The organism is Streptomyces sp. DSM 15324, assembly GCF_001514285.1.
Classification (GTDB): domain Bacteria; phylum Actinomycetota; class Actinomycetes; order Streptomycetales; family Streptomycetaceae; genus Streptomyces.
Window position 1 is genome coordinate 676,596 of record NZ_KQ949024.1, and the last position, 21,353, is coordinate 697,948.

Here is a 21,353-nt window from a genome sequence, read left to right on the forward strand (position 1 = left end):
GCTCGTTCTCCGGCCGTCTCACAGGTCGAGGACCAGGCGGCAGCGGGCGCGGCCGACGCAGATCATCATGGTGTCGTTCGCGTCCCGTTCCTCCTGTGTGAGCAGGCTGTCCCGGTGATCGGGGACGCCTTCGACCACCTTCGTCTCGCAGGTTCCGCAGATGCCCTCCCGGCAGGAGTTCGGGGGCTCGACGCCGTTCTCCTCCAGCGCCTCAAGGACGGTGCTGCCGGGCGCCACGGTGATGCTGCGTCCGGTCCGGTGCAGCACCAGTTCGAAGGCCTCCTCCCCGGTGTCGGCGGCGGACGGGGCGGGGCGGGCGGCGAACCGCTCCAGGTGCAGCGTTCCCGGCGGCCAGGCGGCGCAGCGCGCTTCCACGGCGGAGAGCAGCGGCTCCGGACCGCAGGAGTACACCAGCGTGTCCGGCCGCGGCGGGCCCAGGAACGTGTCCAGGTCGAGCAGCCCGTACTCGTCCTGCGGGCGGACCGTCACCCGGCCACCGTGGCGCGCGAGATCGGGGAGGAACGCCATGCTCGACCGGGACCGTCCCCCGTACAGCAAGGACCAGCGCGCCCCCGACGCGGCGATCTCCTCGATCATCGGCATGATCGGCGTGATGCCGATGCCTCCGGCGATGAACAGGTACTCCGACTCCGGGGTGCCGACGAGGGGGAAGGCGTTGCGGGGCCCGGTGACGTCGACGACGTCACCGGGGCGCAGGGATTCGTGCACCGCCCGCGACCCGCCCCGCGAGGCGGGTTCCTTCAGGACGGAGATGCGCCAGGTGGAGCGGTCGGCGGGCGAGCCGCTCAGTGAGTACGGGCGGACGGGGCCGCCGGGCAGGTGCAGGTCGAGATGGGCCCCGGGCCGCCAGGGCGGCAGGTCGTCGGCGTCGGGGCGGCGCAGGTGCGCCGAGAGCACCCCGTCGGCCTCCCGCACCAGGGCCTCCACCCGCAGCCGCAGGCGCTGTTCCTCGCTTGCCACACGCATGGTCACCACTTCTGAACTCGAAACTTCTGAACCTTGGACCTGGAACCTGTTCCTAGGGCACCCAGCTCAGGGCGCTGTCCTGGACGGGTGCCAGACGGACCACGGCGAGTCGGGAGTCCGAACCGTCCGGGCGGCGCACGCCGACGACCAGCGGGTCGTCGCCCGCGAGCACCAGCGCGTCGGCGTCGGCCAGCAGATGCCGCTCCTCGACCAGCACCCGCCCGCCCGAGGCGATCAGGACCACGAGTTCGCCGTCCGTGCGCACCACCGTGGGCGAGGAGCCGGGGTCGAGGACCTCGACCGCGGGCGCGACCGTCAGCGGGTCGGCCGCGACCTCGACGGTCGTCCCGCCGGGCAGGGGCGCGGCGACCCGGAGTGCCGTGGGCGACGGCGCGTCGGCGTGGCCCCGGTCGCCGGCGAGCAGGCACACCTGCCACTGCCACCGCTCACGCCGGGGCGTGTCCGGCGACGCGGCGACCTCCCAGCAGGCGCCGCCCACGTGCCGGTGGGCGTTGGCGCGGAGCAGAAGCCTCATCGGTCCGCCTCCTCGTTCTCGGGGCGGGCAGCTGCCGCCCCGCTCATCGCACGGCCGCCGGGAATGCCCTGGTACGCGCGTGCCGGGTATGGGTGACGACCTGCCGGGCAGGACCGTCCGCACGGGTCGCTCCCCGTCGAACGCGTCGTCGCCGCGGTCGGTACGGTCGGTACGCCGTTGGGCCGCACGTCGGCCGGAAGCGGCGCCGCGGCCTCGGCGTCGGCGTCGGCGTCGGCCGAGATCGGCTGGGCCGCAGCCTTGGAGGGGGCGGACCGGTCTGCGCCGGCTGAGGCATCGGTGCAGCCGGCTGCGGGATGAGCGCGGCAGGGATCAGCCCCGCACCGCGGCGGGCGCGGTCCCGGACGCCGGGGCGGAGCGGTCCGCCTCGGGAGCCCGACCACCGGCCTGCTGCTCGGCCGCCAGGAGCCGGGAGAGGATCCGGCGGGCCTTGGCGACGCCGGCGTCCTGGCCGATGAGCACGTCGTGCTCCGTCTCGGGGCGGTCCCGCATGCCGATCTCCTGGGCCCGCAGGGCGTCGGCGTCCTCCCGCAGCACGGTGGCGAGCCCGGCCTCGAGCTCCTCGGTGGCCCACTCGGCGTCGACGGCGAAGTTCCGGCTGAACGCGTAGTAGTACCAGGTGGTCTTCTCGTCGACCGGGGTGATCCCGTTGAGCACCTTGATCAGGTAGCCCTCCTCACGCGGCCGGCCCTGGCCGGTGATCCCGGAGTGCAGCACGTGGTAGCTCGGGACGTGGAACTCGGTGGCGTGGAACCGGTCGTACAGGCCCTCGGCGGCCATGGTCCGCGCATACAGCGGCGGCGCCTGCACGCCGGGCATCAGCCGGTCGGCGGTCACGACCCGGCCGTCCACCTCGACCGTGATGCCGTGCTCGTAGATGTAGTCGTCGCCGACGGTCGTCCGGTGCAGGAACGACTCGTGGGTCAGGTCCAGCAGGTTGTCGTGGATGAGGTCGTGGCGGCACTCGAAGAGCACGGTGTGGGTGACCGTGGCCCACGCCGGGTCGTCCATCCAGTGCGTGTCCGGGACCAGGCTCTCGTCCGCGAGTTCCCGCTCTCCCGTCCAGACCCAGATCCAGCCGTCCTTCTCCACGACCGGGTAGCTGCGCACCCGGGCTCGGGCCGGGATGGCGGACTGGGCGGGCACGCGGGTGCAGGCGCCGTCGGGGCCGTAGGCGAAGCCGTGGTAACCGCATTCGATCGAGTCACCGACCGTACGGCCCTCGGACAGGGGGTAGGCCCGGTGGGCGCAGCGGTCGGCGAGGGCGACCGCCCCGCCGTCCGGGGTGCGGTAGAGCACGATCGGCTGCTTGCAGATGACCCGGCGCACCGGCTTGGCGGTCACCTCGGCGGACCATGCGGCGACATACCAGGTGTTGAGGACGAACATGGCCAGGAGCCCCTCTCTGGATGCAGTGGACACACTGTATACAGTGGATTCACGGGCGACAATGGCCCCGCCCGAGTGGTTTTCTCTCCCCAGGTGAATCCGGCCGCGCGGCGGGATCCACCGCGAGGCAACGCTAGGAACGGAGTGCGACGTGAAGCCTTTGCGGGGCGACCCCCGGGACACACGCCCCCTGGGCGTCCGCGTCTACGAACGGCTCCGCGACGAGATCGTCTCCGGCGGCCTGGAGGCCGACGCCCCGCTGGTGCAGGAGCAGTTGGCCGAGCGCCTGGGGGTGTCCCGCACCCCGCTGCGCGACGCGCTTAACCGCCTCGCCCACGAGGACCTGGTCACCTGGGTGCCGGGCAGCGGCTACCTCGTCAACGCCCTGAAGCCGAGCGACATCTCCGAGGTCTACCAGGTGCGGCAGTCCCTGGAGACCGTGGCCCTGCGGCTCGCCTGCGGCAGGCACGACCGGGCCCAGCTGGCGCGGCTCCTCGCCCTGATCGAGGACATGGCCGCGTCCGACCCGCTCGACGCGGTGGCGCAGTTCGAGCTGAATCGCGCGTTCCACATGTCTTTGATCGAGCCCTGCGGGAACGCGCTCCTGCTCCGGATGATCGACACGCTGTGGGACCACCCGGTCAACCGCCGCATCACCAGCTCGTACGTCGCCGACGCCGCCAACGTCCCGCTCATGACGAGCGAACACCGCGCGATCTTCGAGGCGGCCCGGGACGGCGACGAGGAACTCCTGGTCCGGCTGGCGACGGAGCACATGTACGCGGGCTACCAGAAGACATTGCCGGAGGACACCGCCATCGAACTGCGCCCCCGGCCGGGCTCGGAAGGGCTTCGCTAGGGCCCGTCGTCGAGCCGGTACAGCGAGCTGGTACAGCGGTCCGTACAGCGATCCGTACAGCGCCCAGGCCCCCGGCCCCCGGCCCCCGACCGCTCGGGCGCGGCGGAGCTGCCGCCGGCCCGGGGTGGCCCGTCCGCTCCGCCTCCCCGTGCGGCCGGTGGCCCGGGTCAGGCGCTCGTGAGGACGACGAGCTGCCGGGTCGCGCGGGTCATCGCGACATAGCGGTCCACCGCCCCTTCGACTCCCGTGCCGAACTTCTCCGGGTCCACCAGGACGACCAGGTCGAACTCCAGGCCCTTGGTCAGCTCCGGGGGCAGGGAGCGGACCCGCGGGGTCCCGGGGAAGGCCGGGGCGCCGATGACACAGGCGATCCCGTCGGCGTGGGCGGCGAGCCAGTCGTCGAGGATCGTGTCCAGGTCGGCGACGGACCCGTGGACGACGGGGATGCCGGTGCTGCGGATGGACGTCGGGACGTTGGCGTCCGGGAGGGCGGCCCGGACGACCGGTTCGGCCTCCGCCATGATCTCGGCCGGGGTGCGGTAGTTGACGCTCAGGGAGGCCAGGTCGATCCGGTCGAGGCCGATGCGCTCCAGGCGCTCCCGCCACGACTCGGTGAAGCCGTGCCGGGCCTGGGCGCGGTCCCCGACGACGGTGAAGCTGCGGGACGGACAGCGCGACAGCAGCATCTGCCATTCGGCGTCGGTGAGTTCCTGCGCCTCGTCGACGACGATGTGCGCGAACGGGCCGGCGAGCAGATCGGGGTCGACGACGGACAGTTCGGCCTCGTCGACCAGGCTGACCTGGGCGTCCGCGCCCCGCAGCATGGTCACCAGGCCCTCGCCGTCGTCACCGTCGGCGCCGGAGTCGGCCACGGCGTGGATCAGGTTGTCCACGACGTGCGCCATGCGCTCGCGCTGGGCGGCGAGGACGGCCTTGTCGCGCTGCCTGCGCCGCGCCGCCTCCGGGTCGCCGAGCCGTTGCCGCGCCGCGTCCAGCAGCGGCAGGTCGGACACCGTCCAGGCCTGGGCGTCCGCGCGCTGCAACCGTCGTACCTCGTCGGGGCTCAGCCAGGGAGCGCACATCCGCAGGTACGCGGGTACCGTCCACAGGTCCCCGACCAGGTCGGCCGCCTCCAGCAGCGGCCAGGCGCGCTGGAGGGTGCCGAGGAGTTCCCTGTCCTGGCGCAGCGCCCGGCGGAACTGCTCGGGTGACAGGTCGTCGCCGTCGTGGCGGTCCCGCAGGATCTCGACGAGCCGCTCCCAGATCTGGTTGCGGGCCTCGTTGTGCGGGGTGCCGGGTTCGGGCGCGTCGAAGGCCTCGGCCCAGTCGTCGGCGGTCAGCCGTACGTCGGTGTGGTCGACGGTGACGGTCAGGCCCTCGGCGGGCGGCTCCTCGTAGAACCGGACGGCCTTCTCGATCGCCTTCACCAGGTCCGCGGACGCCTTCAGCCGGGCGGCCTCCGGGTCGGTCTCGACACCCGCGGCGGCCCCCTCGGGGACCAGGTCGCGCAGGACGCAGGTCTGGACGCCCTCCTCGCCGAGGCTCGGCAGGACGTCGGCGACGTACGACAGGTACGGCCGGTGCGGGCCGACGAACAGCACGCCGCCGCGGCGGTGCCCGAGGCGCGGGTCGGAGTAGAGCAGGTGGGCGGTGCGGTGCAGGGCGACGACGGTCTTGCCGGTGCCGGGGCCGCCGTCCACGACGAGGGCGCCCCGGGAGCCCGCCCGGATGATGGCGTCCTGGTCGGCCTGGATGGTGGAGAGCACGTCCCGCATCCGCTCCGAGCGGTTGCCGCCGAGGCTGGCAATGAAGGCGGACTGGTCGTCGAGGGCGGCGGCGTGCCCCTCGAAGCCGTCGGCGGTGAACACCTCGTCCCAGTAGTCGCTGATCCGGCCCCGGGTCCAGCGGTAGCGGCGGCGGCTGGCGAGGCCCATCGGGTCGGCGTGGGTCGCGGCGAAGAACGGCGCGGCCGCCGGGGAGCGCCAGTCGACGAGCAGCCGGTGGCCCCCGCGGTCGGTCAGGCCGAGCCTGCCGACGTACACGGGCGCGGAGCCGTCCGCGCCGGCCATGTGTCCGAGGCAGAGGTCCAGCCCGAACCGGCGCAGGGTGCGCAGCCGGCCGGTCAGACGGTGGACCTCGATGTCCCGGTCCATCGCCTGGCGGCCGGTGCCGCCGGGTGCCCGGAGTTCGGCGTCGAGGAGGTCGGACAGTTCGGCGATCGACTCCTCCAGGCACTCCGCGACGGCCGCGAAGTGCCGTTCGTCGGCGGCGATCAGCTCGGGATCGGCCTTCCGGGAGAGCTGGTCGGGGAGGTCGAACGCACTCGGGACACCCACGTCGTGCCTTCCTCTTTCTGCTGGATCCTGGCCACGACCTGGGATTTTGCGGCACGAGGGGGGCCTTGCCGCAAGCCCCCCGGTGCGCTATATGTTGAGAGTGGCGGGAGCTTGGTCTCCGGCCTCTTTCATTTTCTCCAGGAAGGTCAGCACCGAGGCGTCCTCCTCGATCAGCGGGACGAGCGCCGCGTTGAACGGGCCGCCGTACGGGGCCTTCAGGTGCGCCTGGAAGGCGTCCTCGTCCCGGTACACCTCGAAGATCCAGTAGGCGCGCGGGGCGGCGGTCCTGGTGTACACCTCGAAGGCGAGGTTGCCCTCCTCCTCCCGCACCGTGCGGGCGTACTCCCCGATCAGCCGGGCGACCTCGTCCTCGGCGCCCTCGCGGGCGGTGAACTCGGCGAGCAGTGTCTTCGTCATGGTCTCAAGTCCTTTTCGGTCGCGGGTGGTTGGGCCGCGAGTGGTTCGGTCGCGGTCGGTCGGTCGCGGGCGGTCGGTCGCGGGCGGTCGGTCGCGGGTGGTTCGGTCGCGGGCGGTTCAGCCCCGGTCGGTCAGCCGCGAGTGGTTCGGTCGCGGACGGTTCAGCCGCGGGCGGTCCACCGCAGGCGGTTCAACCGCGGGCGGTCAGTCGCGGGCGGTCAGTCGCGGGCTGCGGTGGTGAACGGCGGGGCGGGCTCCTCCAGCCGGCTCCGCCAGGGCGGGTTGGGGCCGGCGACCGAGCAGGTCAGGGCGGCGACCCGGGCGGCGAAGCGGCAGGCCTCGGCCACGTCCTCGGCGCGGACGTCCGTCAGCCGGCCGCCGAGGAGCGAGCGGGCGCCGAGGTGGTGCAGCAGTCCGGCGGTGAAGGAGTCGCCCGCGCCGACCGTGTCGACGACCTGGGTGGTGACCGCGGGCACCCGCACCCGTTCCCCGTCGAGCGAGGCCAGGGCGCCCTCGGCGCCGAGGGTGATCACGACGAGCCGGACCCCGGCGGCGTGCCAGAGGTCGCAGGCCCGCTCGGGCGCGGTGCCCGGCAGCAGCAGCGCCAGGTCGTCCTCGCTGAGGCGCAGGATGTCGGCGAGGGAGCACCACTGCGCCAGCCGGGCGCGGTAGACGTCGGGATCGACCAGCAGCGGGCGGACGTTGGGGTCGATGCTGACGGTCGTCCGGGCGGCGGCCGTGGCCAGGAATTCCTCGACGACGGCCGCGCCGGGCGCGCGGACCAGGGCCAGGGATCCGGTGTGGACGCAGGCGGTGGCGGACAGGTCGACCCGGGCCAGTTCCCCGGCCGTCCACTGCCAGTCGGCGGTGCCGCGGGCGTGGAAGGAGAACGCGGCCTGGCCGCTGTCGTCGAGTTCGGCCACGGCCAGGGTGCTCGGTTCGGCGGCCGTGACGGCGGACGACAGGTCCACTCCGGACGCCTCCAGGTGGCCGCGGAAGAGCCGGCCGAAGACATCGCCGGAGAGGCGGGCGAGGAAGCGGGCCGGGGTGCCGAGCCGGGCCAGGGCGACGGCCGTGTTCGCAGGTCCGCCGCCCGGCAGGACCCGCAGGGCGAGCTCGTTCGGGGTGCTCACGGGCTCGGTGAACGCGTCCGCGACGCACTCTCCGAGAACGGTGATCTGACGCGGGCTCATGGGCTGCTCTTCTCTGCGGGCGACCGTGGGACGGCGACCGGGCGACGGTGCGGACGCCCGTGGGACGTTGCCGATTCGTGACGGGCGGAGGGCATTGACGTTTCCGGGAGACGGAGTCCATCATCCTCGCCATGCAGTGTCAACGATGACATAAGTCAACGATGACAACTCGGGACGGCATCCCTCGATGCCGGCCGCGCCGCTCGCAATCCCGCAGGAGTCGTTCATGTCTCGCACCACACGTCCGTCCACCTCCCTCCTCAGAGCCGCCGCGGTCATGGGCGTCGCGGCCCTGACCCTGACGGCCTGCGGGTCCGGCTCCGGCTCGGGCTCCGCGAGCTCCGGATCGGGCTCGGACGGCGTCAAGGTCGGTCTGATCACCAAGACGGACACCAACCCGTTCTTCGTGAAGATGAAGGAGGGCGCGGAGAAGGCCGCCAAGTCGGAGGGCGTCAAGCTGATGACCGCGGCCGGCAAGTTCGACGGCGACAACGCCGGGCAGGTCACCGCGATCGAGAACATGGTGGCCGCCGGGGTGAAGGGCATCCTGATCACCCCGAGCGACTCCAAGGCCATCGTCCCCGCGATCGAGAAGGCCAAGGCCAAGGGCGTCCTGGTGATCGCCCTCGACACCCCGACCGAGCCGCAGAGCGCGGTCGACGCCCTGTTCGCCACCGACAACCTCAAGGCCGGGCAGCTGATCGGCGAGTACGCCAAGGCGGCCATGGCGGGCAAGACCGCGAAGATAGCCACCCTCGACCTCGCGCCCGGCGTCTCCGTCGGCGTCCAGCGGCACGACGGTTTCCTCAAGGGGTTCGGCGCCACCGACAAGGACGTGGTCTGCGCCCAGGACACCGGCGGCGACCAGGCCAAGGGGCAGACGGCGATGGAGAACTGCCTCCAGAAGGAGCCGGACATCAACGTCGTCTACACCATCAACGAGCCCGCCGCGCTCGGCGCCTACACCGCCCTCAAGGCCAAGGGCCGGGAGAAGGACGTCCTGATCGTCTCGGTCGACGGCGGCTGTACCGGCACCCAGGCGGTCAAGGACGGCAAGATCGCCGCGACCTCGCAGCAGTACCCGCTGAAGATGGCCGCCGAGGGCGTCAAGGCCGTGGTGACGTACGCCAAGGACGGCAAGAAGGCCTCCGGTTACACCGACACCGGCGTCACCCTGATCACCGACAAGGCACAGACCGGGGTCGACTCCAAGGACACCGCCTTCGGCCTGGAGAACTGCTGGGGCTGAGCCGCCCGCCGGTCCCACGACCCGCCCTCCACCTCAGCGGGGCGGCCGGCCCCACCTCCCCGACCGGGGCGGCCGCCCCCTCGCCTTCTGTCTCCCGACAAGGACCTCGCATGACTGCCACGTCCACGCCACCCTCGGCCCCGACGCCGTACGCCGAGCTCAAGGCACCGACCACGGCCCGCAGACTGCTCACCCAGCCCACCACCGGCCCGCTGGTCGCCCTTCTCCTGGCCTGTGTCTTCTTCTCCTTCTCGACCGACCAGTTCCTCACCGGCGGGAACTTCTCGCTGATCGTGCAGCAGGTCATGGTGGTCGGCACCCTCGCCATCGGGCAGACCCTGATCATCCTCACCGCGGGTATCGACCTGTCGTGCGGTGCCGTGATGGCGTTCGGCAGCATCGTGATCGCCAAGATGGCCGCGCAGGGATCGCTGCCGCCGCTGCTCGCGATCGCGCTGGGTCTGGTGGTCTGCGGCGGCTTCGGCCTGCTGAACGGCCTGCTGGTGCAGAAGATCCCGCTGCCGCCGTTCATCGTCACCCTCGGCATGCTCAACGTGGCGTTCGCGCTGACCCACATCTACTCCGCGGAACAGACCGTCACGAGCCTGCCCGGCCCGCTGACCGCGCTCGGCGAGACCTTCCCGCTCGGCCGCACCGACATCACGTACGGCTCCCTCGTCACCATCGCCCTGTTCCTGCTGTTCGCCTACGCACTGAGCAGCACCGGCTGGGGCCGGCACGTCTACGCGCTGGGCAACAGCCAGGAGGCGGCCCGCCTCAACGGCATCCGCACCTCCCGGCTCACCATCGGCATCTACACCGTCGCCGGTCTGCTCTACGGCGTCGCCGCCCTGCTCCTGATCTCCCGCACCGGAGTCGGGGACCCGCAGGCGGGCCAGACGGACAACCTCGACAGCATCACCGCCGTGGTCCTCGGCGGGACCAGTCTCTTCGGCGGCCGCGGCTCGGTCCTGGGCACGTTCATCGGCGTGCTCATCGTCGGTGTCTTCCGCAACGGGCTCCAGCTGATGGGCGTCGCCTCCATCTACCAGACCCTGATCACCGGCGTGCTGGTGATCCTCGCGGTGACCGTCGACCAGCTCTCCCGGAAGAAGGCCCGATGAGCACCATGCCCTCCCCCACGCCCGTCCTCCAGGCCCGCGGTCTGGTCAAGCGCTACGGCCAGGTCACCGCCATCGACGGCGCCGACTTCGACCTGCTGCCCGGCGAGGTCCTCGCCGTGATCGGCGACAACGGCGCCGGCAAGACCAGCCTGATCAAGGCGCTCACCGGCGCCCTGACCCCGGACGCCGGCGAGATCCGGCTGGGCGGCGAGCCCATCACCTTCTCCGGTCCCCAGAGCGCCCGCGCCCACGGCATCGAGACGGTCTATCAGGACCTCGCCGTCGCCGCCTCGATGGACATCGCCTCCAACATGTTCCTCGGCCGGGAGCTGCGCCGCCCCGGCGTCCTCGGCAGTGTCCTGCGGATGCTGGACAAGAAGCGGATGCGGCAGGAGGCCGCCGAGCACATGGCCGATCTGAAGATCGGGCTGCGCTCGCTGACCCAGTCGGTGGAGACCCTCTCCGGCGGGCAGCGGCAGGCCGTCGCCGTGGCCCGGTCCGTGGCCTGGGCGAGCAGCGTCGTCGTCATGGACGAACCCACCGCCGCCCTCGGCGTCAAGGAGTCCGGCCAGGTCCTCGACCTGATCCGCCGGGTCCGGGACAAGGGCATGCCGGTCGTGCTGATCAGTCACAACATGCCGCACGTCTTCGAGATCGCCGACCGCATCCACGTCCACCGCCTCGGCCGGCGGGCCGCCGTCATCAAGCCCACCGACTACTCGATGGCCGAGGTCGTCGCCATCATGACCGGCGCACTCACCATCGACGCCGCCGGAGATACTGTCGTGACGGACTCCGAGGCCGCCAAGGCCGCCGGGGTCCAGGCCGGCTAGAACCCGCTCGCACAGGTTCTGGCGACACGATTCGACTCCAAGGATCCGCCCGAGGCCGCGGGCGGAACCGACGAGCACAGGAGATCCGCACCTCCATGGCAGCGAACCGCCGCCCCACCCTGGCCGATGTCGCCCGCGAAGTGGGTGTCAGCGCCAAGACCGTCTCCCGCGTCCTCAACGAGGACGGACCCGCCTCCGCGCAGACCAGGGAACTCGTGCTCGCCGCCGTGGCCCGGCTGGGCTTCCAGCCGAACCTGATGGCGCGCAACATCCGCGTCGGGGGACCCGACACCACCGTCGGACTCGTCATCCCCGACCTCGGCAACCCCTTCTTCGGAGCCGTGGCCCGCGGTATCGAGGAGACGGTCGGGGCACGCGGCCTGACCCTCCTCATGGGCTCCTCCGCGGACGACCCCGAGCGCGAACGCGCCCTGACCGCCACCTTCCTGGCCCGCCGGGTGAGCGTCCTGATGGTCGTCCCCTCCGTGGGCGCCGACCACGCGCACCTCAAGCCGCACCGGTCCGGCGGGCTGCCCGTCGTCTTCCTGGACCGGCCGGGCACGGGCCTCGCCACGGACAGCGTCGTCAGCACCAACCGCTCGGGCGCCCACGACGGCGTCGCCCATCTGATCGCCCACGGCCACCGCCGCATCGGCTTCATCGGGGACCTGCCCACCAAGCTCTACACCCGCCGCGAACGTCTGGCCGGATACCGCGAGGCACTGCGGGAGGCGGGCCTGCCGGACGACCGCTCCCTGGTCACCAACGCCCACGACCAGCACGGAGCCTCGGCGGCCACGGCGCAGTTGCTGGACCTGCCCGATCCGCCCACGGCCCTGTTCGCCGGCAACAACATCGTCGCGCTCGGGATAGTCACCCAACTCGCCCGCAGCAGACGCAAGGACGTCGCGGTCGTCGCCTTCGACGACGTGGCCCTCGCCGAGGCCCTCGAACCGGCCCTGACCGTGGTCGCCCAGGACCCCGAGGAGATCGGCCGCACCGCCGCGACCACCGCACTCTCCCGCCTGGACGGCGACCGCACGCGCACCCGCACCCTCACCGTGCCCACCCGCCTGATCGTCCGCGGGTCGGGGGAGCGCCCGGCTCCGTGAACCGACGCCCCGGGCGGCTCCCCTGGAGCCGGCCGGGGCGCCCGTCCCGCCCCCACGCCCCGGCCGCACCGCCCGCCGGGGCGTGTCCTACGTGGCGGGTGGTCAGCTCTGCGTCAGGGTGACGTCCTGCTGCCGGGTCGCGTGCAGGCGGGGCAGCGGCAGGCCCCCGTGAAGTTCGAGTTCGGTGATCGTGGCCTCGACGTGGGCGGGGCCGGCCGTCAGCGCGCCGCCCTGGACCTTGCCCGCGTTCCGCCAGGAGTGCACGGCGCCGTCGCACAGCGCGCGGCTGCCGCCGATGCCGTAGCGGGCGGGGGCGTCGCCCTGCTGGACGGCGGAACTGATGAACACCGGCCCCGTGTTGCCGACGCAGCGGTAGGTGCCGGAGAGGATGACGGTGCCGTCGGCCGCGATCGTGGCGGCCGAGGCGATGGTGAGGGACTCGGTGGGGTCGGCGGTGGCGGCCTGGGCCGGCAGCGCGAGCAGGAGCAGGGCGGCACCGGCCGCCGCGGCCAGTGCGGGGCGAAGCAACATGGAAGACCTCCTATGGTGGGGGGCCTCCACTGGTACCGGGCGGAGGGGCCCGAGGCCGTGACCGTCACCCCTTCGGTGGCGAGTCCGCACCGGTCGTCGGCGAACGGTCCTCGAGTTGTCCTGGTGCTGTCACGTTTCGGGCCCCCCTCTGGCGGCGCCCTCGGGAGAGGGCGCATGGTCGTCCCATGCGAGGCCGACCGGCCGGCCGGCCCCCCACCGACGTGGAGGTGCGCCATGTGTTCCCACTCCTTCGCCGCCGCTCCTGCCGACGCCCGCTCGCCGCACGTCGTCGCCGCCCACCCGGAGCAGGGCTGGAACCTGCTGTGCGACGGCACGATCGTCTTCGACGTTATGTCGATCTCTGGGGCTGGTGTGGCTGCTGACCAGGGACGTTGCGAGATGGACATGTCCTTATCGAGTCGGGTTCGGGCTCGTGTGCCTGGTTCAGCAAGGACCGATCACGTTGGTCGCTGGCGGTGGGGCCAAGGTGCGGAGGCGGCGGATCTCGCCGTGGGCGGTCTCCAGCTTCCGGGTGAGGTCGGCGACCTGGTCGCGAAGTTGCCGGTTGCGTTCGAGTGCGGTCTCCAGCCTGCGTTGCAGGGAGGCGTCGCTGGCGGCATGGCGGGGACTGCGCTGTGGGGCCGGGGCTCGCATCCGAAGCTGGTTGATCGCGGTGATGAGGTCGGTCTGCGTGTATAGCCAGGACCGGGAGACACCGGCAGCGTTCGCGATGCCGACGACCGTGGGCCGTTCACTGCGGCGAGCCGCAGCCTTGACGGCTTCTTCGGCTCGCTCGCGTGCCTGCCTGCTGCGCGTCTTCGACGCTTCGACGAGGAAGCGGGCATTGTCAGCCGGTGGCATCAAGATCGGTCACCTTCCCGCCGGCCACGATCTGCTGCGGTCCGGCCTGTTCCAGGGCGTCGATGATGGTGTCGAGCTTGCCGAGCGTGCGGGTGTTCTTCTCGACGATGCGCGACAGCCCGGCCTTCTCGGCGTCGCCGATGAGCTTGCGGGTTTCCTCCCGCTGGCGTCGGTGCTGGTCGAGGAAGTCGCCGGTGGTGATGAAGAAGCGGCAGTCCAGACACGGGTTGGCGTACTCGCAGTTGGTCTGGATGGGGGCTCCGCAGTAGCCGTTGGGGAGACTGACCTTGGCGCGGACCAGGGACAGCCGCATCCAGGTGGCATCGGCGAGCGGATGGTCGACGGGCAGTGCGACGGGTTCGCCCTCGGCGTTGACCTTGAGGGACTTCTCCCAGTGCTCGCGCAGGGTCTTCTGGTGCAGCCGTGCGTAGATGGCCGTCATCTGCGGCGACATGTGATCGAGCAGTTGCTGGACGATGTGCTGCGGGACATTGGCGTTGATGAGCCGGGTGCCCAGCGTGTGGCGGAACTGGTGGAAAGTCACCCGAGCTGGACGACCGTGCTCGTCGATGAGGCGGATGCGCTCCAGCCAGGTCTCCATCTGTTCACGGCACCAGCTGTCCGAGACAGCCTTGCTGCCGTTGAGGTTCGCCACCCAGCCGGGGAACAGGAAGCGGCTTCCGGCGGGGAAGCGAGCCTGGACGCGCTTCTGTTGAGCGGCGATCTCGTCGGCCAGGGCCTGGCTGATGGGGAAGAACGCGATGCGCCCGTGGATTTTGTGGTTGACCCAGGTCAGGTAGGGGGCGCCGGTGTCGTCGTGGGTGACGCAGTCGAACCGCAGGCGCCGGGCGTCCTTCATGCGCAGGCCGCAGGAGATCAGCAGCGGGACCATGAGGCGGAGATCGTCGGTGGATATCAGCGCCAGGCTGGCGGGGTTCTCCATCTGCCGCATCAGGTGCTCGGAGATCCAGCGGGGCTTGGCCGGCGGCGGAGGCGGGGCGTCGTTGTAGACGACGGCGTCGCGGGGCAGGTCGGGCTGCCAGTCGTGGGCGCGGGCGTCGGCGAGGAACCGGCCCAGCGAGTTGACCGCGGCCCGGCGGGTGAACACGTCCGGGTAGTCGATGGCGAGGGCAGCGATCCACGTCTCGATCCTGATGCGGGTCAGGGCGGCGGGCTCGGCGTTCGGTGGCAGGTGCCGGGAGAGATGGGTCAGGGAGCGCAGGTTCTGCGCGACGGTGTTGACGCTGATGTTCGTGCTGATGCGCCAGCGGCACCATCGTTTGGCCAGCTCGCGCAGCCAGGGCTGGGTTATGCCGCCGAAGCGCAGGTAGCGCGTTTCGCCTTCGGCCAGGGCGAAGTGGCGCAGGTCCCAGGTCTCGCGCGGATACTGGTCGGCCCACGGGTCATCGGCGATGAGCAGGTGCTCCAGGGCGAAGCGGGTGTCCGCGATGAAGCGGAAGGCGACCACGTTGTAGCCGTGGCGCCGTCCGCCGGGTCCCAGCGGTGCGACGTGGTCGCGCCAGCCGGTCTCGTCCCAGTCCAGAAGGCTGGTGACTGGCGCCTCGCAGGCCCAGGTGACCGCGCGGCGGACGTCGCGGGCGGGGGTGAAGCGCAGTCCTTCGTCGAGGCGGTGTTGCAGGCCGAACTGGAACTCCAGACGGAGTGCGGGATCGAGCTGGCTCAGGCGGATCTTCGGGTCGCCGCGGTGGGCAAGGTCGTCGTACCAGCTCGTGAGGTCAGGGCGGCCGTGCTTGCGCCACCGGTTGTGGTGCGTGTGACACAGCGGCGCATCAGTGCTGTCGGTCCAGCGCGGGCAGTCGGGAAACTCGCAGTCCCGCTCGGCAGCCCACGGCCTGCGCGGCGGGTGATAGAGGGTGCGTCCCACCCAGTCCTCGAGGGGTGGCCGCCCGGCGTGGGTCCATCGCGAGGCATGTCGGTGACACAGGCCGTGGGCGGCCCTGGCCCGGTTGCACCCGGAGACCAGGCAGGCCGCCACCTGCTGGCGGCGGCGCAGTCGCGCGTCCTCGTCCGCGGCCCAGCTGTCCAGGTCGGCCGGGCGTCCTGCGGCCACCCAGCGGTGATGGTGGGTGCGACACAGCTTCAGCGAACCCATGGTCAGCGTCGTCGGGCAGGAAGCGATGCGGCACTCCCCGGGGAAGAACACCGGGCTGTCACGCGGCGGACAGAACACCTCGGCCCGGAACTCCGGGCGCACCGTCTCCATCAGCTTCGCCAGCAGTCCCGCCGAACCGCGGCGTATCTGGGGCGTGTTCACCGGGCCGATGCCCCGTCCTTGATGATCCCGGCCGAGAGGAGCACCCGGCGATGATCCTCGACACCGAGGTGACTGTAGATCTCGGCCGTGGTCTGCGGACTGGCATGACCAAGGAGTTCGGCCACGACCTCGATCGGCACCTCGGCGCGCAACAGCCGTGTGGCGTAGGTGTGCCGGCAGGCGTGCGGCGAGAAGTGCGTGATACCGGTCCGCTTCTGCAGGCGTTCCACCAGTTCGTTGACGTTCGCCCGGGTCATCGGCGAGCCGATCGGCTCGCGGAAGAGGTTGGCGAACACGAAGTCGCAGTCCAGCGTGCCGTACTCGCTCTCCATGTAGGCGGCGTAGCGGTCGAACAACTCCGGCCTCACGGGGACGATCCGGCCCTTCATGCCCTTGACGCGGGCCCGGTTGGCGTTGTCCTCGCGCGGAACGACGTGCACCTCACCCTTGCGGAGGTTCAGGTCGGCATGCCGCAGGCCCAGAGCCTCACTGATCCGCAGCCCCGAGTCGTCGAGGAGAGCGATCAGGAACCGGTCCCGACGCCGGATGCAGGCGCTCATCAGCCGCTGGACCTCGTCGTCGGTCAGCGTCCGGGGCGGCTTGTGGTGGGCGGGGATGCGGATCGGGCTGTACTCGACCTCGCCGCCCCGCTGGGTGTGCGCCAGCATCGGCGTGTAGGAGCCGGTCGGCTGCCTGCCCAGCAGGTTTCCCAGCAGCGCGGGCACGTCCTCGTCCCGCCGGGCGTGGAACCGGTAGAACGACGCGAGCGCGGCCCGCTTCCGCTGCAACGTGGTGTTCTCCAGCGCCTGGTCGACACCGGGCAGCACGAACACCCCCGGTGCACGGGCCGGCTTCGGACGACGCAGCCAGTCGAAGAACTGGGCCAACACCTCCAGGCGCACGCGCCGGAAGTCGAGGCCCGTCTGCTCCAGCCAGACGAAGAAGTCCCGCAGGTCGTACGCGTAGCCCTGCACCGTGTTCGGCGACGCACCGGTCGCCGCCAGGTACCCGAGGAACTCCTCCACCGCATCGACGGGCAAGCCGTCGGCCCCCACCACGGTGTACGAGACCGGATCGTCCTCGGACAGCCGCAGTCTCTGCACAGCGAACGACACACCACACCCCAGGACGACATGGACAGGCGAACAGAACCCGTCCATGTAGCAACGAAAGGCCCTCCAGTGACAGCGAGTTGGACATCAAAGACACCCGGAAGACTGATCGGCATAGTCGACGACTCCGGGGAACTCCTCCCCGACGGCAGCGTGGTGGCCCCCCACCGCGTCCCGGCGGACCGGCTGACCGTCGCGGCCTGACCCCGGCCGCCGCCCGCGGCCCGCTGCCGGCGGCCACGACGAAGGTCACATACGGCGGCGGTACCGCCGGGGATCGCCCGCGAGGGTGACGGCCTAAAATGATCAATGTGTCCGACCAGCCCGCACCTCGGTCTCTCATCGTCACGCTGTACGGCGCGTACGGCCGCTTCGCGCAGGGTCCGCTGCCCGTCGCCGAGCTGATCCGGCTGCTCGCGGCGGTCGGCGTCGACGCGCCCTCCGTGCGGTCCTCGGTGTCCCGGCTGAAGCGGCGCGGACTGCTGCTGCCCGCCCGTACGGCGCAGGGCGCGGCCGGGTACGAACTCTCGGAAGAGGCACTGGAGTTGCTCGACGACGGAGACCGACGGGTCTACGGTGCCGCACCGGCCGGCGACGAGAGCTGGGTGCTGGCGGTGTTCTCCGTACCGGAGTCGGAGCGGCAGAAGCGGCACGTCCTGCGGTCCCGGCTGGCCGGCCTGGGCTTCGGCACGGCCGCCCCGGGCGTGTGGATCGCCCCGGCCCGGCTCTACGAGGAGACCCGGCACGCCCTCGATCGGCTCGGGCTGGCGGCCTACGTCGACTTCTTCCGCGGCGAGCACCTCGGCTTCACGCCCACCGTCGAGGCGGTGGCCCGCTGGTGGGACCTGACGGCCATCGCCGAGGAGCACGAGGCGTTCCTCGACCGCCACGAGAGCGTGCTGCACGCCTGGCGGCACCGGCCGGACACCCCGCCGCAGGAGGCCTACCGCGACTACCTCCTCGCCCTGGACGCCTGGCGCCATCTGCCCTACGTCGACCCGGGGCTGCCCGCACGGCTGCTCCCGCCGGACTGGCCCGGGGCCCGTTCGGCGGCCGTCTTCCACGAGCTGCACGAACGACTGCGCGACGCGGGCGCGGAGTTCGCGGGGGTGTGACCCCGGAACACCCGTCGTCACTGGAGGTAAGGGCGGCGGTCAGATCCGGACGGGCATGTCGATCACGCCGGTGGTGGAGCCCGTGGGCGGGCTGTCGAGTCCGAGGGTGCCGTCGACCGCGGCCAGCCGTTCTCGCAGGCCCAGCAGGCCGCTGCCCGCCCCGAGCCTGGCTCCCCCGGCACCGTTGTCGTGGACCCTGATCCGCAGCCGTTCACCGATGAGGTCGGCGTCGACCGACGCCTCGGTCGCCCCGCTGTGTTTGGCGATGTTCGTGAGCAGCTCGGCGACGCAGAAGTACGCCACTCGTTCTATCACCGGGTCCGGCCGTCGCGGCAGGTTCACCGTCAGCGTGACCGGCACACCGGCCTGCGCCGTCAACTGGGGCAGCGCGTCGACGAGTCCCCGCTCCAGCGCCGCGGGGGTGATCCCGTCGATGAGGCGCCGCAGCTCCGCGATGGCCGTGTCGGTCTGGGCACGGGCCCGGGTGACGAGCGTGCGGGTCCGGTCGAGGGACGGTTCGCCGTCCAGTGCGTCGGCGGTCAGTGACAGCGTCATGGCGATCGCGACGAGCTGGGCCTGTGTACCGTCGTGCAGGTCGCGCTCGACCTGCCGCAGGTCGCGGTCGCCCTCCGTGAGGGCCGTGCTTCGCGCCCATTCGAGCTTTCGGACCCGCAGTTGGGAGGCGGTGGGGCCGAGCAGCGTCCGGGCCAGCAGCCGGTGCAGGTTCGTCATCGCGCGGGCTGTCACCGGGGTGAACGCCAGGACGACCAGAGCGCCCACGGCGGTGACGGCGGACAGCCACAGCTCCTGACTGCCGATCAGCGCCCATCCGAGGGACCACACACTGAACACCGGCAAGCCGATCGTCGCCACGAAGGTGAGGACATCGACAGGGAGCCGGAGCAGCAGGTACAGCATGCTGCGCCAAGCGGTCACGTCGGACAGGCTGCCGCGGATCCAGCCGGCCGCGCCGGCGACGGCCGGCAGGGGCGGCGGGGCGTCGACGGCCTCGCCGAGCAGTGCCCGGACCAGCCACGCCTGTGCACGGCCGAGGTAGCGGGCTCCCCGCAGACCGACCGCGAGCACCGGTAGTCCGGTCAGCGTCAGCGAGAGCAGACCGCCGACGTAGAGGACGGCCAGGACGTAGCCGATGCCGAGGACGGAAAGGGGCGGCCCGGTGACGGCGAAGGCGATGGCTCGCGGCCACGTCGTCCGTACCTTTGCGCGACCCGGGTCGCCGGGGCGGGGCGCTGTCATGCCGTGCTCACCGCGGTCGCGGCGGGCTCCGACGTGGCCCGCGCACCGGTGACCAGGATCGTCAGCACGGTCAGCGCCACCGTCCCGAGCACCAGGGGGCCGTACGCCCGGAGCGGAACAGTGGGAAGCGGACCGCCCGTGGCGGCCACCGCGAACGCCATGCTCGTGGGCGCCGCGACCAGGACTCCGAGCAGCACTCCCACCATGGCGGTCAGCGTCGCCTCCGCGCCCAGCATCCGCATCAGCTGCCACCGGGTCGCGCCGGTCAGCGCGAGCAGCGCGTACTCCCGGCGCCGCGACGCGGTCAGCGAGACGAGTGTGTTCACGGTGGCCACCGAGCCGAAGCCGGCCAGCATGGCGAGTTCCACTCCGCGTAGCCAGTTGTCGCTCTCGGCGTACGCACCGGGCGGGGCGACGTGCTGAAGGGTTCCGGTGACGGCGGCGAACGTGGTCGAGAGCCCGACGAGCAGCGCGATCGGCACCACCGCGGAAGACAGCCGGTGGGCGTGGCCGCGCAGGTTGTCGGCGGCGAGGGCGCCACCGGCGTGGCCCCGGTGCCTGGCGCCCGCCAGCCGGAAGGGCAGACCGAGCAGCACCGTCGCCAGCCGTGTCAGCAGGGGGCCGAGCAGTCCCACCGCGCTCATGAGGATCAGCGATCCGAGCAGGGCCGCCTGGGCGGACTTCTCCACCGGTTGACCCAACGTGAGCATCACCATGGGTACGGCGCCCGCGAGGACGAGCAGGCCCGCGATGCCCCGCAGCCAGCCCAGTCGGCCCTCTTGGGCCGTCTGCGCCAGCGCCTCGGACGGCCTTCCGCGGACCGTGCGGCGGGCGGCTATCTTCGTCGCGCCGACCCCGACCACCAGCGTCGCAGCCGTCCCGATCAGCAGGGGCCACGGCGACCAGGACACGGCCGCGCCCGCCGGGGCGATGCCCCGGGCGACGAGTTCCGTGAGGAACCACCGCGCGCCCCACGAGCCGAGGACCCACGCCGGCGGTGAGACGAGGAGGGTGACCAGCAGCATCTGGCATCGGACGAGCCGTTCGACCTGTGCCGGCGTCGCCCCGCTCGTGCGCAGCAGGGCCAGGTCACGCGCTTGTCGCCGTACGGAGAACGAGAGTGTGTCGGCCACCACGAACAGCGCCATCAGCATGGCGATCTCACCGAACGCCCCGCCGATCACCCCGAGCCGCGAGCCGCCGTCGCCGCCGATCGCCGTGGCGATGAGCGACCCGAACAGCGTGATCACGGCGACGGCCGGCAGCAGTGCCGCGGCCAGTCCGGCGAAGGACGAGGGCCTGGCTCGCAGGGCCGCCATGGCGAGCCTCAGCATGCCGGCTCGCTCAGCTTCTCGGCGATCAGCGCGGCGGACGGGCGTACCAGGTCGTCGACCAGGACACCGTCGGCGAGGACGACGACCCGGTCGGCGAAACCGGCGGCCAGCGGATCGTGTGTCACCATCACGCAGGTACGCCCCTCACGCTCGACACCCTCCCGCAGCAGCCCCAGCACGTCCCTGCCGGTGGAACGGTCGAGGGCACCGGTCGGCTCGTCGGCGAACAGGATCCGCGGCCGGGTGTACAACGCCCGGGCCACGGCGACGCGTTGCTGCTGACCGCCGGAGAGGCGGCCGGGGCGTTCCTTTCTCCGGTCCGCGAGTCCCACCTGCGCGAGGGACTCGGTGACGGCGGCCCAGTCCACCCGGTCGCCCGCCAACCGGGCGGGGAGGGCGACGTTCTGCTCGACCGTCATCGCCGGCATGAGGTTGTACGACTGGAAGATGAAGCCCGCCTCGGCACGCCGCAGCAGCGCGAGGCGCCGCTCGGGCAGCGCGGTGATGTCCGTGGTGCCCCAGTGGACCGTGCCGGAGGTCTGCCGGTCGATTCCGGCGAGGCACTGCAACAGGGTCGACTTGCCCGATCCGGACGGACCCATCACTGCGGTGAACGTCCCCGGAGCGAAGCTGACGTCCACGCCGCGCAGCGCACGGACCGCGTCGCGGCCGCGGCCGTACGAACGGTGCAGGTTCTCGGCGCGGATGGGCAGGCCTCCTTCCGCGAGGGAAGGGACGGGGGACCCGGTGCTCAGTAACATGCCCCGATTCTCGGCCGCTCGTCTGCCCGGGGACCACCCGGCTACCTCCCGTCTT

At 71.9% G+C, this 21,353-nt stretch carries 19 protein-coding genes and 1 pseudogene; 7 read left to right on the plus strand and 13 right to left on the minus strand.

Annotation, left to right across the window (positions count from 1 at the left end):
* Positions 1-18: 18 nt before the first annotated feature.
* The 3 genes from AQJ58_RS09075 to AQJ58_RS09085 all read right to left on the minus strand — a co-directional run bounded on the left by AQJ58_RS09075 (position 19) and on the right by AQJ58_RS09085 (position 2,962).
* Entirely contained in the window at positions 19-987 is a 969-nt protein-coding gene (locus tag AQJ58_RS09075) for a PDR/VanB family oxidoreductase (protein ID WP_067247771.1), read from the minus strand.
* Between the two features lie 52 nt (positions 988-1,039).
* Complete coding sequence (locus AQJ58_RS09080; RefSeq protein WP_067247104.1) at positions 1,040-1,522, minus strand: hypothetical protein; 483 nt, start codon at positions 1,520-1,522, stop codon at positions 1,040-1,042.
* Positions 1,523-1,852: 330 nt separating this feature from the next.
* Positions 1,853-2,962: an aromatic ring-hydroxylating dioxygenase subunit alpha gene (locus AQJ58_RS09085; RefSeq protein WP_199844550.1), complete on the minus strand. Its 1,110-nt coding sequence runs from the start codon at positions 2,960-2,962 to the stop codon at positions 1,853-1,855.
* A gap of 118 nt (positions 2,963-3,080) precedes the next feature.
* Here AQJ58_RS09085 and AQJ58_RS09090 point away from each other — a divergent pair, with 118 nt between their 5' ends.
* Complete coding sequence (locus AQJ58_RS09090) at positions 3,081-3,788, plus strand: GntR family transcriptional regulator (protein WP_079078788.1); 708 nt, start codon at positions 3,081-3,083, stop codon at positions 3,786-3,788.
* A 167-nt stretch (positions 3,789-3,955) separates the two neighbouring features.
* Here the strand turns inward: AQJ58_RS09090 and helR are convergent, their stop codons facing one another.
* From helR to AQJ58_RS09105, 3 genes are all read right to left on the minus strand, one after another.
* On the minus strand, positions 3,956-6,124 hold the full coding sequence (gene helR, locus AQJ58_RS09095; RefSeq protein ID WP_067247111.1) for an RNA polymerase recycling motor ATPase HelR: 2,169 nt from the start codon (positions 6,122-6,124) through the stop codon (positions 3,956-3,958).
* Positions 6,125-6,211: 87 nt separating this feature from the next.
* The gene (locus tag AQJ58_RS09100; RefSeq protein WP_067247112.1) at positions 6,212-6,541 is read right to left on the minus strand and encodes a putative quinol monooxygenase; all 330 of its coding nucleotides are present in this window, start codon (positions 6,539-6,541) and stop codon (positions 6,212-6,214) included.
* A 218-nt stretch (positions 6,542-6,759) separates the two neighbouring features.
* The gene (locus tag AQJ58_RS09105) at positions 6,760-7,734 is read right to left on the minus strand and encodes a carbohydrate kinase family protein (RefSeq protein ID WP_067247115.1); all 975 of its coding nucleotides are present in this window, start codon (positions 7,732-7,734) and stop codon (positions 6,760-6,762) included.
* Between the two features lie 226 nt (positions 7,735-7,960).
* Between AQJ58_RS09105 and AQJ58_RS09110 the strand changes: the two genes are divergently transcribed.
* From AQJ58_RS09110 to AQJ58_RS09125, 4 genes are all read left to right on the plus strand, one after another.
* Positions 7,961-8,983 carry a sugar ABC transporter substrate-binding protein gene (locus tag AQJ58_RS09110; protein WP_067247118.1) on the plus strand — a complete coding sequence of 341 codons (1,023 nt, stop codon included), beginning with the start codon at positions 7,961-7,963 and terminating at the stop codon, positions 8,981-8,983.
* A 110-nt stretch (positions 8,984-9,093) separates the two neighbouring features.
* Entirely contained in the window at positions 9,094-10,107 is a 1,014-nt protein-coding gene (locus AQJ58_RS09115) for an ABC transporter permease (RefSeq protein ID WP_067247121.1), read from the plus strand.
* Positions 10,104-10,940, plus strand: a complete 837-nt coding sequence (locus AQJ58_RS09120; protein WP_067247123.1) for an ATP-binding cassette domain-containing protein — start codon at positions 10,104-10,106, stop codon at positions 10,938-10,940. The genes AQJ58_RS09115 and AQJ58_RS09120 overlap by 4 nt, the downstream gene beginning before the upstream one ends.
* A gap of 95 nt (positions 10,941-11,035) precedes the next feature.
* Positions 11,036-12,052, plus strand: a complete 1,017-nt coding sequence (locus AQJ58_RS09125; RefSeq protein ID WP_067247126.1) for a LacI family DNA-binding transcriptional regulator — start codon at positions 11,036-11,038, stop codon at positions 12,050-12,052.
* 102 nt (positions 12,053-12,154) lie between these two features.
* Here AQJ58_RS09125 and AQJ58_RS09130 read toward each other — a convergent pair whose 3' ends face one another.
* Positions 12,155-12,583: a DUF6299 family protein gene (locus AQJ58_RS09130; protein WP_067247129.1), complete on the minus strand. Its 429-nt coding sequence runs from the start codon at positions 12,581-12,583 to the stop codon at positions 12,155-12,157.
* A 234-nt stretch (positions 12,584-12,817) separates the two neighbouring features.
* Here AQJ58_RS09130 and AQJ58_RS44310 point away from each other — a divergent pair.
* Positions 12,818-12,931 (plus strand): annotated as a pseudogene (locus tag AQJ58_RS44310) (DUF5999 family protein); the annotation flags it as partial.
* A gap of 96 nt (positions 12,932-13,027) precedes the next feature.
* Here AQJ58_RS44310 and AQJ58_RS09135 read toward each other — a convergent pair.
* Genes AQJ58_RS09135 through AQJ58_RS09145 form a run of 3 tightly spaced genes read right to left on the minus strand, consistent with a single transcriptional unit; the run spans position 13,028 to position 16,822 of the window.
* Positions 13,028-13,444, minus strand: a complete 417-nt coding sequence (locus tag AQJ58_RS09135; protein ID WP_067247130.1) for a DUF6262 family protein — start codon at positions 13,442-13,444, stop codon at positions 13,028-13,030.
* Positions 13,431-15,719 (minus strand): tyrosine-type recombinase/integrase, encoded by a 2,289-nt coding sequence (locus AQJ58_RS09140; RefSeq protein ID WP_067247139.1) that lies wholly within the window; start codon positions 15,717-15,719, stop codon positions 13,431-13,433. The genes AQJ58_RS09135 and AQJ58_RS09140 overlap by 14 nt, the downstream gene beginning before the upstream one ends.
* Positions 15,716-16,822, minus strand: a complete 1,107-nt coding sequence (locus AQJ58_RS09145) for a tyrosine-type recombinase/integrase (RefSeq protein ID WP_234359998.1) — start codon at positions 16,820-16,822, stop codon at positions 15,716-15,718. The genes AQJ58_RS09140 and AQJ58_RS09145 overlap by 4 nt, the downstream gene beginning before the upstream one ends.
* A 311-nt stretch (positions 16,823-17,133) precedes the next feature.
* Between AQJ58_RS09145 and AQJ58_RS09150 the strand changes: the two genes are divergently transcribed.
* The gene (locus AQJ58_RS09150; RefSeq protein ID WP_067247144.1) at positions 17,134-17,946 is read left to right on the plus strand and encodes a PaaX family transcriptional regulator; all 813 of its coding nucleotides are present in this window, start codon (positions 17,134-17,136) and stop codon (positions 17,944-17,946) included.
* Between the two features lie 39 nt (positions 17,947-17,985).
* Here AQJ58_RS09150 and AQJ58_RS09155 read toward each other — a convergent pair whose 3' ends face one another.
* From AQJ58_RS09155 to AQJ58_RS09165, 3 genes are read right to left on the minus strand one after another with little or no spacing between them, the layout of a single operon-like run.
* Positions 17,986-19,203 carry a sensor histidine kinase gene (locus AQJ58_RS09155; RefSeq protein ID WP_079078789.1) on the minus strand — a complete coding sequence of 406 codons (1,218 nt, stop codon included), beginning with the start codon at positions 19,201-19,203 and terminating at the stop codon, positions 17,986-17,988.
* On the minus strand, positions 19,200-20,537 hold the full coding sequence (locus AQJ58_RS09160; RefSeq protein WP_067247146.1) for an ABC transporter permease: 1,338 nt from the start codon (positions 20,535-20,537) through the stop codon (positions 19,200-19,202). The genes AQJ58_RS09155 and AQJ58_RS09160 overlap by 4 nt, the downstream gene beginning before the upstream one ends.
* Positions 20,531-21,298, minus strand: coding sequence for an ABC transporter ATP-binding protein (locus tag AQJ58_RS09165; protein ID WP_067247147.1), 768 nt, complete (start codon positions 21,296-21,298; stop codon positions 20,531-20,533). The genes AQJ58_RS09160 and AQJ58_RS09165 overlap by 7 nt, the downstream gene beginning before the upstream one ends.
* Between the last annotated feature and the right edge of the window lie 55 nt (positions 21,299-21,353).